Genomic DNA, 14,169 nt, shown 5'->3' on the forward strand with positions numbered 1-14,169 from the left:
GCGAGGGCAACCCCGTGATGGTGTTCTTCGTCTCCCGCGTCGTCCTCGAGCGGGCCCGTGAGATCCTCCGCGAAGTCCGTCCGAAGGACACGCCGGAGGAGGTGGCTGAGCGGGCCGAGGAACGCCGTGAACGCCGTGAGGAACAACAGGAGAACGACGACGGCCAGACGGCCGCAGGTGACGAGGAAACCGACGAGAGTACGCACACCGAGACCGAGATCGGCTTCGAATACCTCGAGCGACTGAGCGCGTCGATTCACGACGTGGCCAGTCTTCGCGACCAGGAGCGGATCGACGATCGCGACGTGAGAGTCCGCGTCGACGAGCTGCCGCCACCGCTGCGGTAGGCCGTCGTCGGTCCGGTTCGCGTCGCCGAATAGCTGCAGCACGCGCGTTCTATCCTCTGTTTTCTGGCTTCCTACCAGTGTGAATTACATTCCCGATCGGACCAGCCACTTTTCGAGCGGAGTATCACTTCCACCAAGGTGTTAACGGCAACAGTCGGCGAAATCTGGGCCAGTTTCACCGACTCGAGGGGACAATAGAACCGGCGAAATAGCAGTGAGTGCTGACGTTTTTGTCCGTTTCAGCGGTTGACGCGGGTGTCGGGGTTGCCGGGTACCCCTACGGTAGGTGCCCTAAGGGGGCGGGGCAATTGCGCGGCGCGCAGAGCGCGCGCCGCGCTAGCGAAAAGTCAGGCCGGCCGATTCAAGACAGTACAACCGTGCCGCTCCACCAGTAGAAAAGGCTGGTACTTCGATAACGATTCTTGTCGAGTCCGCTTAGGGGGGAAGAGAGTAGACTATGATCGAGCGATAAGTACAGAGCACGTAAATCCCGAATCGTCAAACTGATGCCCATAACACAAATTCCAACATCAAAAAATACATACATGATATGCGGGTATAGAGACTATGACTTCCCCATTTGATACCCGCGATCTACTCCAAGAGAGTACGCCTGTCGCAATCATCTTACTGTTCTGGGTTGTTCTCTCTTCGATTGTTACTCACTCCATCGCCAACGGTTTGCTCCGCGCTGGCGTCATAATGGCACTTCTCTACACTATTGTGCGCGGTGTCACGTTGGCACGGACACACCAGCCAACTCCTCAGCCTGATGGCCTTGAAGGGGTCCTGCGGGAGAACGTGAAAGTAGCGCTTCCAGCAGGCGTGTGGTTCCTTGCCGCTCATATCGTCTACTCCATCGAAACGTTATGGAATAGCTTGGGCATCCCCGTATCGGTTACTTTCCTTGCGGAGACTCTCTCATTTATCTTCATCGGGGCTGGCGTTGCCGTTGTCCTACTCTACGCTATTGCGGTTGGTCTGCCTCGCGTACGCGGTAACACACCCAACAAGGGAAACGATATGACTGGTGCTACTCCCGCTAACGACTGACAGATGTCACCAAAATGGACGTAGGTTTAGTTTGGTAGTTGATCTGTTGTACCTGCACACGTAGTTATTGCGGCGTTTAGCCAATCTCCAAGTGAATAGAAGATAATGAAGCACCCTTTCGGCTCAACTGCTCGGAGTTGCGCGTCACGAAGAACGGTTTCCGCAATATGAACACGAACCGCGTACCAGTCGTGTTCATATTCGGCTCATCCCCCATAAGATCGCGCCGGTAGCCGCGCCGATTACGACAGACCTGAACCTCTCTTTATAAACTGTTACCGTTTGAGTGAACCGAAAAAACTAGGATAGGCGGGTTGTGTTCACGGCCATGTCTCACAACGAGACTCCCGGATCGGTACGCATCCGGACCGACGACGGTAACGAGTGGCGCTTCAACGCCATCCAGAAAGCTTCCCGCTTCTACGACTGCAACCGATCGAACGCGATCGCGTTCGCATGCAACGATGTAGACGCGCTGGTCTCCGCAGCTCGGCGCGTCCTTGAGCGAGATGACCTCACTTGCGAGCAACGTCAGGAGATCGCCGAGACTCTCAGCACTCGAGCCGTCAGTTTCGACCTCGAGAGTTCCGTCTCAGTGACGACGAAGGGGGAGATGTAACGTGAGAAAATAAACACTGAGCTTTTAGCTGGTAGCGCAAACAGCCGGCCTCAACACAGTCGGTCAACGAGGCCGTCCAAGACATCTGCGACCGGACGAAGCGCAACAGTGTGCGGGTTGAACGTTGCTGTCCGTCTTTGACTATACTGGCTCTGTTGAAATCCTCAGAGAGTTACAAGTCCGTTCGGTAGTTTGACCGGATGCAAGCCCTCCCAAAGTCGCGGTTACTCCGGTTTGTTGAGCAGGCATTTCACTTGGCTCGTCGAGCTGTCACTCGCTACTCTTCGAAGTTCTCGAAACGACGATACACACTTCATCAGCACCGTCCGCTCACGACTTTGGTGGAAGCAGTTCCGTGAACTCGTTGTCGGCTGTCTCACTCACAACCTCGACAAGGCACTCTGAACGTTCAATAGAGTAGCTCTATCAACCAGAGCTGTACGATAGTAGACGGAGCAAATTCCTATGACCATCTGCTGAGGATGTGTTGCCAAATAGGAGTACGACCCAAGATGAGAAGCGCAAGGGTCAGGACGCCGCTAGCGAGATCGATAGCAGGCGTGACCGTGAGGAAACGACTCGGGGTTAGTTCGGAGACCACATACGCGATGACAACCTCATTGTGTCACTCGTGATTTTTGTCTCAACGATGCTAGTTGGATCTCTACTTAATATGCTCTACAAGCGATACGGTGCAGGGGAATTCTATCGTAAAATGGATTCACGAACTCGGATCCTCCTCCAAAATCTGACAATAGTATATGCTCACTTTCTTGTCCTCTGGTAGTGGTGTCCGCGAAGCCGGTCCTCGAGGACAATACACTGCTAACAGAGAGAAATTACCGCACTTAGATCCCCCATTCATCATGTTCTGTAGGGGTGAAAGTGCGGATCGAGGACACTGTGCAAGTCAAGCCACTCGCTATAAGAGTGTTAAATCGGGGCAAAAGTATGCCCCGACAATTAATTAAGGATGCCACCTATACGACAGATGTGAGCGCTCAATTAGCATCCACCGTCGAGGAGCGGTTAGAATCACCGACGGTGGGCGAGACAGTCACGCTTATTGTTGGTGTGACTGGTGAGACTTCAATTGCTGTTGAGCAAATTTCTACCGTCGGTGGAGAAGTAGAGGAAGAACTTCCATACGAGTCACTGGCTGTGTCCATCGACGAATCGGATCTCGAGTCCCTCTGTAATCTCGATGTTGTCGAATCAGTCGAGATCGAGAAAGAGTATGGGACTCGAGGTGGTACGGATTTTCGCTCCCGTTAGCGTTTAGCGATATCGAGGAAATGCGTCGATCCGTCTGTAGTAATTATATAGATCTGTGCGAAATTCCTTCTTTTTCGGGTCTCGAAGTGAATGCTTCAGTTGCAATCATCGACTCCGTTTATAACTTGCCGGAGGAATTTGAGGAACACATTGATTCAGATAGAACGGAGGATTTCGTCGGTCGCCCTGGTCTCGACGACACAACCGGACATGGAACAACAGTTTCCAATATTTTATACGCCTTTTCGAGGAATGTAGAGTTCAATTTCTATAGAGCAGTTCGCGAAACAGGTACTGTCCTTCAGCGTGACCTCCTCAAAGCGATTGGGAGAGCCCATCAAACTCATGACACAGATATAATCAATCTCTCACTCGGCTATGACCACTCCCATGATGGGGTCTCATGCGATATGCCAAATGAACCGTGTAAGGTTCGCGAAGCGGCCAAACGTGCTATCGACGATGGCATCACAGTTGTTGCAGCTGCCGGAAATGCAGACGAAAGCGACGAAGCGGAGAATGATGAGGGTGTCTGTTGCCCCGCCCTACTTAATGAGGTTATTAGCGTGGGTGGTATGTTCCCAGTGTGTACTGCCACTGCTGAAGAAGAACACACCTCAACGACTGTCGGTCCGAATACGAGGATGCTTCCACCGTTTGCCGGCTGGATTCACACAGGAGATCCAAGTGAGGTGATATCTCCACTTTGTACTGGACTCGGGTGTTCACCCACAGAAAACTGTGGCGGGAATTTGGCAATAACGGAGTGGGGAGGAAACGTCGACCACGAACCGAGTGAGATCGACGTGTTAGCCCCTGGAACATTCCCGTTGCGAAATTTAGACGGGGAACCTGATATTACAGAGGGTACAAGTTTCGCTGTACCGGTCGTTACTGCTGTTGTCGCTGAAATAACGGCATTCCTGAAGGCTCATGATGAAGCCGTACTTCCAACTCAAATACAGGCTGCTCTGGCAAACACAGCAGAGGAAGTTCAACACGGAGATGGACTATATTTACAAGGGGCTTCTGCACTAAAGCGTATCTCGTCACGGAAAGATCTCAGAGGTAATTTCACACGTCGCCCTGACGATCTCGGATTCGATCATACCTAAGTATCGGCGTTTTTCGCTGTCCGACAATCGATGGAGAGTCGGACAGGAGATCGTGAACCAGCGGTAAGCACAGGGAGCTAACCGGACAGAGAGATATTGTAAATATTTTACATTTTATTACCTATTCCATGAGTATGAGGCTCGGACAAAATGTAAGGAATTCACGGCTACTGATATCGATTGGAGGGCTGGCTTTGGTAATTCAGTCGGTAGTATTTCAAGGCACCTTCGGAATTGTGGAAAATCCCGGAGTTTCCGGAGTCCTTCGAGACGTGCTGAGCGGTGGTCTATTGCTAGTGGCAACAATTTTCCTCTTCAGTGGAGTGTATCTACGCCTACGCGATTCTCGATAAATATGCAGACGTAGTTACTGGAAGGACTGTGTCCGAGAATTCCGTCCTCGAGGACGCGATAAGTACAGGGTAACGATGTAACGGTGCGGGTCACAATTTGGCCATTGTCTATCAAGACCGGCGTGCTGAATACAGAGCGTGAATTGAACGGTAGGATAGAGAACGTCGAGCGCGGGGTCAATGGAGGCGCGACGAAAACAGTCCAAGAACTGTGAGGCTCCAGAAAAGGAGTCCAAGCCCATAGAAGAGGAGACGCATCCGAACTGGAATGTCGGAGGATACCCCCGGCCAGGATTCCATATGTTCGGTCATCATTCTTACCTCACTACTCTCATCGTGCCCGATCCTACCCGCAGTAGCTAATCCAGAAGTACCACCTTGTCCAGTAGTGCCACCACCCACCGCAATACAGAGGATGCCAAGACCAGCCAGTCCTAAGATTACTGCTCCCGAATGGGTGAGACCGTACGCGAGACCGACGGTTACGCCACCTATCATGCCAGTATCCCTCGCCAGGGGTTTCAATAATCGTGTCAAATCCGTATCTAGTAAGTGCAGACAATCAACTGGAGGTTATCAACTTTTGGTACCCGATGATTGATTCGTAGACGTAGTTACCGGAAGCTCTGTGTCCGAGAATACTCCAGAGTCGGACGGAATCGGCCCGAACTCGCCCTCGAGCACCATCGAAAGACGAGATCGCCGGCGGTTCTTGTCGGGGTGCAGGTCCCGGATGCCGTGACTCCGAAATAGCACGAGAACTGCGGCGACACGACGATCTGGCTCGGCCGGAACGACGTCGAACGGCTGCCCGAGGTTGTCGACGGTACCCAGCAGCGGATCGCGCTCGCACTCGGCGCGCGGTGCGGACTCCGCTCACACGAAGCCCACGACGGTGCGCCGGAGGACATCGGCGATACTGACTCTGGGACGGTGCGCCGCGTCTGGCGCGGGAAGGGCGACAAGGTCCGAGAGACAGTTTCGATTCAGAAGCGAGCTCGGGTCAGCGGCGAAAATGGCCGTCTCTCCTCGGACAGTGTCAGTCGAGATCTATTGGCGCTGAGAACGTCGACGGATCGAACCGATCGAAATTCGGTTCCGTCGCTCGGGTCGGGTCACGCGGTCGTTTTATGCTGGTCCGAGGCCGAGGCACGATCTTTGACAGCCACGTCGCCCGTCCGATCGACGACCACCGTATAGCCGTTGTAGACGAACGTGACCGTAGACGGCCCCTTCTCGGGAGCACTCGACCGATAGAGCGAGTCGAGTGCGTCCGTATCGATAGCGGAGTGGATCGGTGGCTGGAGCTCCGTCGGTGGGACGTCTTCGCGTTCGGCGATCTCAGCGACAATTTCGAGGCTGATTGGTTGCGCGTTTTTCACGTCCACCGCTGCCAGATTCTCATATATAAAACCAGAGCTTCGTCTACTGACGCGCGTCAGACGATCGTCGGTGAACCGAGAGGACGTGCGGCTGGTGAACCGGCCCGTTTTCGTGATCGAAGATCGGAACGGTCGGTTGTATTCCACGGAGGCCCGTTCAGATCGGGCCGATCGACGTCTTGGAACTACGTTCGGTGAGCGACGCGGATACGCGACGGGGCGTCCGCGGTTGGCCGTTCCAGAACGCGCTTCCCACCCTATCCGTCGACCGTCAGCGACTCGGCGGCCGTGTCGACCGTCAACGGAGCGCCGATCGGGAGCGGAGCGATGGGCGTTGTGTGTCCCCAATCGAGTCCGAGAACGATCGGGGCCGCGGGATTGTATCGTTCGACCTGCTCGGTGATCGCGTCCCGAACCCGGCTGCGGTACTGCGCTCGCTCCTCTCGCGGCGGCTCTTCGAGGAAGCTCCGCCCGGGAGCGCGACCGACCACCACGGCGGCGAAACGCTCGAGCAGCCCGCGCTCGCCGAGACACATGAGCGTTCCGGCGACGTCCGTCGGGCTCGGCAGCTCTTCGGCGGTCTCGAGCGCGAGGATCGCGCCGTCCAACGCGCCGGGAGCGGGCAGGTAGCGGTCGGTCGCGAGGTGCCACTCCACGATCGCGCGGCAGCCGCCCCACACGCGGCCCGTGACGCGCCCGTCGCCGCCTCGCCAGTCCCAGCCCGGATTCGGCTCGTACGCGGGCGGCGTCCGGAGCTCGTCGGGGTTCGTCCACCAGGTGCTCGGTTCGTCGGTCCACTCCGCCGCCGGCTCGAGTTCGCCCAGGGACTCGTCGAAGAACGCTCGTCGGCAGTAGCATTCGGTGTACGCTGGGAGCTCCCCGGGAACCGCGAGCTCGTTCATGAGCTGTGCCCCGCTGTAGGAGACGATGCCGGCGTTCCAGAGCAGGAGCGACAGATTCGTGTTGTCGCTCATTCCGTAGAATCGGGTCGGATGCTCGCGGAGGACGGTGGGGTCGAGATGCCGCAAGACGCGGAGCTGGTCCGCGCCGCCGATCGTCGCGAACACGCCGCTGATATCCGGATCGCGGAACGCGGCGTGGATATCCGCCGCTCGCGCTCGCGGGTGAGCCGAGAGGAAGTCGTCGCTCTGACGGGCCGTCGGATAGACGACGGGCTCGAGGTCGAACGCCGTGTGCAGTCGCTCGAGGGCGAGTTCGAAGACGTGTGGTGCGTTCCGCGCACCGCCGCTCGATGGCGCGATGACGGCGACGCGATCCCCCGGCTCGAGTGCAGGCGGCGTCACGAAATTCATCGAGTTATATCTGTCGTGACTCTAACATCTGATAAACGTTTTCGTGTCGAATCTACGGCTGGGATCTCGGCGTACCCGAAACGTGATCGGCAACCAACCTGTACGGGTCCGTTTCAGCGCCGGATCGACGCACAACGCGTCCCTACCCGGCCGAACGCGGTTCGAGCGCTCGAACGGTCTCGACGGACGGAGCGGTGCTGAACGCGTCGCTCGGCGGCGGCTTCGATACGATTGCAGCCACGGGAACCCGAGTAGCAGCCGTCTGACAGGGGTAACCGGGTCGAAACAATGAGTCGGTGGACCGTCCGCTGCCAGTGAGACCGCTGAGGATGTTCAATCGATCACTTCAGGATTCGCGATCGTCGGCGAGTGATAGCGAGGGCGAACGCGAGTCGACGGCGGCCGTTCGTCTCGAGGGCGTCAGCCACCAGTACGGGTCGACCGGTGGACGGTTCCGCTCGAGCGACGAGCGGGCGGTAACCGCGCTCCGCGACGTCTCACTCGAGGTGCCGGCGGAGACGGTCGTCGGGCTCGAGGGTCCCAGCGGGAGCGGGAAGTCGACGGTGCTCCACGCGGTCGCGGGACTCCTGGTCCCGACGGAGGGCCGCGTCGAGCTTCGCGATACCGACCTCGCGGCGCTGTCCGACGCGGAGCGAACGCGGGTGCGGCGACGCCACATCGGGATCGTGTTCCAGCGGTTCCATCTCTTGCCGTCGCTCTCCGCTCGCGCGAACGTCGCGTTGCCGCTCGTCCAGGCGGGCGTCCCTCGAGCCGATCGCCGGGAACGCGCGACCGCGCTGCTCGAGGCCGTCGGTCTCGGCGACCGCACGACGCACCTTCCCGGCGAACTCAGCGGCGGCGAGCGACAGCGCGTCGCGATCGCGCGGGCGCTGTCGACGGACCCGGACGTCGTCGTCGCCGACGAGCCGACGGGGGAGCTCGACACGGCGACCGGGGCGGACGTCCTCGAGTTGTTGACCGACGTCGGCCGCGATCGGGCGGTGCTGGTGGCTTCCCACGACGAGGCCACGCTCGACGTCGCGGATCGGGTCGTCACACTGTGTGACGGACGGGTGGAGGATGTCCGATAGGCGCGACGGGGGGCCAGCGGATGGCGGTCCGCGGCGTCGGTCGCGATGGACCGGGATCGTCGGGCTGACGGCGGCCAGATGGTGGCAGCGAGCGACGCGAACGACGATGGGCCGAATCGCGTCGACCATCGCCGCCGTCGCGCTGACGATCGCGCTGCTGGTCGTCGTGACGGGCATCGCGATGGCGCTGGCCGACGGCGGTGCGACGAGCGAGGACGACGCCGCCGTCCGAATTACGCCCGAGGACAGCGGGACGCTGTCGTCGGTCGACGGCGTCGAGGGACCGCGGCTCGGCGCGACGAACGGGCGGGCCGCGTCGATCCGCTCGCAGGACGGCGTCGAGCACGCGTCACCGGCGTTAGTCGAGACGGCGCGCCTCGAGTCGGCGGACGGGGAGCCGCGGACCGTCCGTCTCGTCGGCGTCGTCCCGGACGACGAGCCGCGGACCGTGGCGGGCCTGTCGACGGGGGAGCTCGACCCGGGCGATCGACACTACGCGAACGGCTCGTACGATGGGCCGCGCGAGGGGGAGATCGTTCTCTCGCGAACGACGGCCGATCGGCTCGACGTCGGGGCGGGTGACGAGGTGACCGTCTCGATGCGGGGGCTCGAACGGACGAGCGGGGCCGGTCCCTCGGTGACGGTGGCGGCCGTCGCGGACGAGCGGGCGGCTGCCGGCGGTGCGCCGGTCGCACTCGTTCACCTGAGCGAGCTGCAGTCGCTCTCGGGTGCCGACGACGGCGAACTCGCCGATCGGATACTGATCTGGGGCGACTCGACGGCGGCGCAGTCGGCCGCGACCGACGCGTACCCGACCGCAGCGGTCGAAGTCGCCGGTAGCACCGACCCGTCGGTGCTGTTCGAGGACGGCCTGGCGTTCGCGACGAGCGTGATCGCGCTGCTGGTCGGCGTGACGATCTGTGCGTCGTTCGTCGCGACGACCATGGGGATGACCGTCGACGAGGACCGTCGCACCCTCGCCGTCCTCGAGTCGGTCGGCTTCCCTACCGCCAGCCGGCTCGCCGTCGTCGCGGTCTCGACCGGGATCACGACCGTGGTCGGATCGATCGTCGGAACCGGTCTCGGGCTGGCGGGGATCGTCGCCGTCAACGCCGTGGCGGGGGCGACCGTCGCACCTGGCGCGGTCGCTCACTTCCACCCGCTGTTCGTTCCGTACGCGATCGCGGTCGCCCTCCTCTCGGGACTGGTCGCCGTGCCGTACCCGCTGGCCGTCGCCGCGCGAACGTCCGTCCTCGAGGAGGTGGGTCGATGACGCTCGCGAAGGCGGTGGTCCGAACGCGCGCCGTGCTCGGACTGGCCGCCGCCCAACTGCGCCGGTCGCCCGGCCGGAGCGCGCTCACCGTGCTCGCGGTCACGCTCGCCGTGCTCTCGGTGACGGTGCTCGCGAGCCTCGGCGTCGGCGTCGTCGAGAAGGGCGAAGAGGGGCTGGACAACGCCAACCGGGACATCTGGATCTCGAGCGATCCGGTCGACCCGGCCGCGAGCGGGACCGAAAACCCGATCGTCGGCGCTCACGGGATGGCGGCCGAGCTGACCGCGCGCGACGACGTACAGAGCGCCTCCCCGATCGCGATGTACGACGTCTATCTCGGCTCGAACGAGTCGGATCTGCAACGCCGGCCCGCGGTCGGCGTCCAGGAGACACACGACGGGTTCGATTTCCACGCGGGGCGCGGGTTCGAGGTCGACGAGGAGACCGCTACCAGCCCCCCTCCCGAGGAGCCGGAGGTCGGCGAGATCGTCCTCGATCCGCGCGTCGCCGACGAGCTGAACGTCTCGGTCGGCGACACGGTCCACGTCGGGACCAGCCGGCAGACGGCAGGGGAGTACGAGTTCACCGTCGTCGGGATCTCCGACTACTACTCGCAGTATCTGGGGTCGCCGGCGATGACGGTGCCGCTCGGCGATCTGCAGGCCGTCGCCGGGACGTCGGGGACCGACCGGGCGACGTTCGTCACCGCCGACGTGACCGACGACGCCGACCGGGCCGCCGTCGCGGACGATCTCGATCGGGAGTATCCAGAGTACGACGTGCGGACCAGCGACGAACAGGTCTCCTCGATGATCGAAGAGCGGACGATCGTCCTGGCCAGCGGTGCGACGCTGGTCGGACTCGCCGTCGTCGGCGGCGTCGTCCTGACGGCGAACCTGTTCGCGCTCGTGGCCCACCAGCAGCGCGAACAGCTCGCTGCGCTCCGGGCGATCGGGCTCTCCCGTCGGCTCCTCGCCGGCACGATCGGTGCACAGGGGCTCGTCATCGGGCTGCTTGGCGGACTCGTCGGCATCGCGGCGACGCCGCTCGCCGTGATGGGGCTGAACCGGTTCTCGGCGTCGGTGCTCGGATTCGAACGGCTCCTCCGGACGACGACCGGGATCTACGCCGGCGGCTTCGCGCTCGCGCTCGTCGTCGGGACGCTCGTCGCGCTCGTGTCCGGCTGGCGAGCCGGCCGCTACGCCCGTATCGAACACCTCGAGGTCTGATCGCCGGGGGCCGACTCCGGTACGGTCGGCGGTCGGTGCCGGCTTTCGCACCCCGAACCCACTTGCCGACCGCGTCCGTACGAATCGTGATGCGATTTCGAACACCCGCTCGCGAGCGATCGACCGCCGCGTCCGAAACGGGACCGCCGGCCGACGCGTCGTCCGGGAGGCGTTTCGCCAAACACCTCCTCACTGCGGTCGGTCTGCTCGTGTTCACCTACGCCGTACTGCGAGTCTTCGGACCGCGGGACGACGTGCCGGTCCAGTCCGTCGACGAGGTACGGGCCGACGTGGAAGACGTCGTTCCCGACGGCATTCAGAACCGAGCCGCGGACGCCGTTCCGGAGGATGGCGCGATCGACACGATACGGAACCGGGCCGGTAGCACCGTTCCCGACGATATCACCACAATTTCCATCGAAGGCCCCAGAAGCGAGTCGTCCGAGGCGGACACCGACGTCGAATCGTCCGCGGAGCCGGACGCGGACGAGAGCGAGAGCGAAGGCGACGAGCCGGAGGCGGGCACAGGCGGAACCGACGTAATCGACGAAACGGAAGCGAACGCCGACTACACCGACGACGACCGCTCCGCCGAGGAGATCGTCGAGCGAAGCGAAGCCGACGTTCAGGACGAACCGGCGGAGCCGGGTGAGATGACCGTCGACGAAGACGTCGCCGAGGACCTCGTCGACGCGGACGTCGACACCGACGCGGCGTCCGACGGCGAGAGCGACGACTCCGAGGAGTGAGCCGATCGTCGGGACCGGGCTCGGATTAGTCGTCGGTCACGAGGTCGAACTCGCCGGCGAACGAGCCGGGCGACTCGAGGACGACGGTCTCGCCGGCGGTCATCGAGTCACCCGGCTCGACGGCGACGTCCTCGAGGTCGACCGCCGGCGGAAAGAGCAGATCGACGCGGCTGCCGAAGGCGATGTGGCCGATGCGCTCGCCGCGCTCGAGGTCGTCGCCCCGTTCGGCGTAGGGGTGGATGCGGCGGGCGAACGCGCCGGCGATCAGCGTCACCTCGGCGTCGGCGGCCGGCTCGTCGGAGCGATCGGTCGGGCTCTCGGCCGTGTCGCTTCCGTCACCGTCCGTTCCGACCGGTTCCTCGCCGGCGTCCGCGACGGTCGCCGTCCCGTCGTCGTCCGACGGGAGAGTCGGCGAGTCGGTCTCGAGGCGGACGTGGACGCGCTCGTTCCGGTCGGATTCCTTGGAGAAGGCGGGTCGGTTCGCCCCGGAGACGTGTTCGACGTCGGTGACGCGGCCGGCGAAGGGGGATCGAACGACGTGGACGTGCCAGACGTTCATGAAGATTCCCAGCCGGACTCGATCGCCTTCCTCGCGGAGCACGGAGACGTTCCCGTCGGCCGGGGAGACGACGCCGGTCGGCGGCGGCGTCCGATCGGGATCGCGAAAGAACGCGAGCGTTCCCGCTCCGGCCGCGAGGGCGACGAGGCTCGCCGTAACGCTGATGAGGAGTGCGAACGGGGCGGCGAGCAGCGGAAGGAGCGCGTACTTCCAGGCCCCCGGAGCGAAGTTCATGGGCAGAACGACGGGGCCGAATCCTATGGCCGTTACGGATCGAACGGTCGCGACCCGGGCGAGCGCGGATGCGTCGGGGAATATGCCGCACTTACGAAGCCGGATAGGAGTCGAATTCCGGTCCCAGCGGTCGCGCAATCGATCGCTCGGAGACGGAATGCGGCGTTCGATGGGGCGACGTCCCCGTCACGACGACGATCGTTTTCGCCGCGGATAGGCCGCCCGTATCGAGTTTTCCTGGCGCTACAGATCGAAAGATGTCATTGGTAACTGAGAATAACAATGGCTCTCGTTGTATCCCAAACGGCCGCCACTCATGAAGCGACGAACGTATCTCGGCGCGGCCGCGGCGGTCGCCCTCGCGGGCTGCTCGAGTACCGAAGAGGCGGAAGACGACAACGAGACGAACGACGGCAGCGAAGACGAGGACGGCGACGGGACGCCGTCAGCGGCGGCGTCCGAACTCGAACCGTTCGACGACTTCGAAGATCTCGACGCCTGGGAGGCACGGATCGGCGCTCTCTCGCCGGAGACGGACCGATCGTATACCGGGTCCCAGTCCGCCCGGCTCGAATCGGGTGCGGGAGACGACCAGGTGCGGCTCGTTCGGGAGCTATCGGAGCCGCGCGATCTCTCGGGCACGCGACCCGGACTCGCGGTGGCGACGGAGGAGGAGGCCGATTTCGTCGTTCAGTTGATCGACGAGGCCGGCGACCGGATCGATTTTCGCCAGCGGGTCCACGCCGGAGCGCCGCTCGTCCAGTGTAATTTTGGCGTCGCCAGTCTCGACGGCGACCCCGACCTCAGTGCGGTCAACGAAATCCACCTCATCCGCTGGACGGGCGACGACGACAAAGGGTCGGTGTGGGTCGACGATCTTCGATTCGCCTCCGCGCCGGACGTCGGGAAGGTGTTGCTCCAGTTCGACGGCGGATACGAGACGGACTACACGCGCGCACTGCCGATCCTCGAGGAACACGACTATCCCGCGACGTCGTTCCTCGCGACGGACCTGATTCGCGAGGACGACGGCGACGAGGGCGACCACCTCGTCCGCGACCAGGTGACTGAACTGGCCGACGCCGGCTGGACGATCGGCAGCCACTCGGCCCACGGGGCGGACTTGACCAACCTGTCGGCGGGCCGCGATCCCGAGTCCGAGATCAGCGACGCGAGAGCGTGGCTCGAGGACAACGGGTTCGAATCGGGTGCCCGGTACTTCTCCTACCCGCTCAACCGGTACGACGGGGCATCCCTCGAGCAGGCCGCAGCGAACCACGACCTCGCGTTCGCCGGCCGCTACCCGTCTCAGGGAATCGCGATGAATCCCCACCTCTGTTCGCGCGTCACCAGTCCCGGCGCCGGCGAGGCGCGTTCGGTGCTCGACCTCACCGCCGAGATGGGCGGCATCACGGCGCTCGCCTTCGGCGAACTCGACGACGACTCCGAGGGGACCCTCGAGGAGGCGGTCGGCCACCTCGGCGAGCTCGAGTCCGCCGGCGAACTCGAGGTGATCACGCCAGCGGATCTCGACGAATCGTTCGTCTACTGACCGACGGTCTCGTCCACCGCTCGAG

General features: G+C 62.3%; 12 protein-coding genes and 2 pseudogenes. 11 read left to right on the forward strand and 3 right to left on the reverse strand.

The genetic code is table 11. The features are described 5' to 3' along the window. From BMX07_RS22970 to BMX07_RS22985, 6 genes and pseudogenes are all read left to right on the forward strand, one after another. Positions 1–347, forward strand: a pseudogene (locus tag BMX07_RS22970) (transcriptional regulator); the annotation flags it as partial. A 567-nt stretch (positions 348–914) separates the two neighbouring features. Continuing rightward, positions 915–1,400, forward strand: coding sequence for a hypothetical protein (locus BMX07_RS22975; protein ID WP_090623347.1), 486 nt, complete (start codon positions 915–917; stop codon positions 1,398–1,400). A gap of 328 nt (positions 1,401–1,728) precedes the next feature. Beyond that, positions 1,729–2,019 (forward strand): DUF7692 domain-containing protein, encoded by a 291-nt coding sequence (locus BMX07_RS22980; RefSeq protein ID WP_090623353.1) that lies wholly within the window; start codon positions 1,729–1,731, stop codon positions 2,017–2,019. A gap of 200 nt (positions 2,020–2,219) precedes the next feature. Beyond that, positions 2,220–2,360, forward strand: a pseudogene (locus BMX07_RS24045) (IS5/IS1182 family transposase); the annotation flags it as partial. A gap of 652 nt (positions 2,361–3,012) precedes the next feature. Then, positions 3,013–3,294 (forward strand): hypothetical protein, encoded by a 282-nt coding sequence (locus tag BMX07_RS24050; protein ID WP_139210992.1) that lies wholly within the window; start codon positions 3,013–3,015, stop codon positions 3,292–3,294. Between the two features lie 86 nt (positions 3,295–3,380). Beyond that, positions 3,381–4,409, forward strand: a complete 1,029-nt coding sequence (locus tag BMX07_RS22985) for a S8 family serine peptidase (RefSeq protein WP_175480254.1) — start codon at positions 3,381–3,383, stop codon at positions 4,407–4,409. 1,468 nt (positions 4,410–5,877) lie between these two features. On the opposite strand, the gene BMX07_RS23000 is transcribed toward BMX07_RS22985, so the two are convergent. Continuing rightward, positions 5,878–6,144, reverse strand: coding sequence for a HalOD1 output domain-containing protein (locus BMX07_RS23000; protein ID WP_245742208.1), 267 nt, complete (start codon positions 6,142–6,144; stop codon positions 5,878–5,880). Between the two features lie 257 nt (positions 6,145–6,401). Beyond that, positions 6,402–7,457 (reverse strand): S66 family peptidase, encoded by a 1,056-nt coding sequence (locus BMX07_RS23005; RefSeq protein WP_090623364.1) that lies wholly within the window; start codon positions 7,455–7,457, stop codon positions 6,402–6,404. Positions 7,458–7,786: 329 nt separating this feature from the next. On the opposite strand from BMX07_RS23005, the gene BMX07_RS23010 reads away from it, so the two are divergent. From BMX07_RS23010 to BMX07_RS23025, 4 genes are all read left to right on the forward strand, one after another. Further along, a complete protein-coding gene (locus BMX07_RS23010; RefSeq protein ID WP_090623367.1) occupies positions 7,787–8,548 on the forward strand; it encodes an ABC transporter ATP-binding protein in 762 nt (253 codons plus the stop codon). Then, entirely contained in the window at positions 8,538–9,821 is a 1,284-nt protein-coding gene (locus BMX07_RS23015; RefSeq protein WP_090623371.1) for an ABC transporter permease, read from the forward strand. The genes BMX07_RS23010 and BMX07_RS23015 overlap by 11 nt, the downstream gene beginning before the upstream one ends. Then, positions 9,818–11,050 carry an ABC transporter permease gene (locus BMX07_RS23020; RefSeq protein ID WP_090623375.1) on the forward strand — a complete coding sequence of 411 codons (1,233 nt, stop codon included), beginning with the start codon at positions 9,818–9,820 and terminating at the stop codon, positions 11,048–11,050. The genes BMX07_RS23015 and BMX07_RS23020 overlap by 4 nt, the downstream gene beginning before the upstream one ends. Positions 11,051–11,139: 89 nt before the next feature. After that, the gene (locus BMX07_RS23025) at positions 11,140–11,799 is read left to right on the forward strand and encodes a hypothetical protein (RefSeq protein WP_090623379.1); all 660 of its coding nucleotides are present in this window, start codon (positions 11,140–11,142) and stop codon (positions 11,797–11,799) included. A gap of 25 nt (positions 11,800–11,824) precedes the next feature. Here BMX07_RS23025 and BMX07_RS23030 read toward each other — a convergent pair whose 3' ends face one another. Continuing rightward, positions 11,825–12,592: a protein sorting system archaetidylserine decarboxylase gene (locus BMX07_RS23030; protein ID WP_090623383.1), complete on the reverse strand. Its 768-nt coding sequence runs from the start codon at positions 12,590–12,592 to the stop codon at positions 11,825–11,827. Positions 12,593–12,908: 316 nt separating this feature from the next. On the opposite strand from BMX07_RS23030, the gene BMX07_RS23035 reads away from it, so the two are divergent. After that, entirely contained in the window at positions 12,909–14,144 is a 1,236-nt protein-coding gene (locus BMX07_RS23035) for a polysaccharide deacetylase family protein (protein WP_090623386.1), read from the forward strand. The last annotated feature ends 25 nt before the right edge of the window (positions 14,145–14,169 follow it).

The organism is Natrinema salaciae (genome assembly GCF_900110865.1).
Classification (GTDB): Archaea; Halobacteriota; Halobacteria; order Halobacteriales; family Natrialbaceae; genus Natrinema; species Natrinema salaciae.

Coding starts and splice junctions, on each gene's coding strand:
- BMX07_RS22975 (WP_090623347.1), top strand. CDS start 915: ATGACTTCCCCATTTGATACCCGCGATCTACTCCAAGAGAGTACGCCT.
- BMX07_RS22980 (WP_090623353.1), top strand. CDS start 1,729: ATGTCTCACAACGAGACTCCCGGATCGGTACGCATCCGGACCGACGAC.
- BMX07_RS23005 (WP_090623364.1), bottom strand. CDS start 7,457: ATGAATTTCGTGACGCCGCCTGCACTCGAGCCGGGGGATCGCGTCGCC.
- BMX07_RS23010 (WP_090623367.1), top strand. CDS start 7,787: ATGTTCAATCGATCACTTCAGGATTCGCGATCGTCGGCGAGTGATAGC.
- BMX07_RS23015 (WP_090623371.1), top strand. CDS start 8,538: ATGTCCGATAGGCGCGACGGGGGGCCAGCGGATGGCGGTCCGCGGCGT.
- BMX07_RS23020 (WP_090623375.1), top strand. CDS start 9,818: ATGACGCTCGCGAAGGCGGTGGTCCGAACGCGCGCCGTGCTCGGACTG.
- BMX07_RS23025 (WP_090623379.1), top strand. CDS start 11,140: ATGCGATTTCGAACACCCGCTCGCGAGCGATCGACCGCCGCGTCCGAA.
- BMX07_RS23030 (WP_090623383.1), bottom strand. CDS start 12,592: ATGAACTTCGCTCCGGGGGCCTGGAAGTACGCGCTCCTTCCGCTGCTC.
- BMX07_RS23035 (WP_090623386.1), top strand. CDS start 12,909: ATGAAGCGACGAACGTATCTCGGCGCGGCCGCGGCGGTCGCCCTCGCG.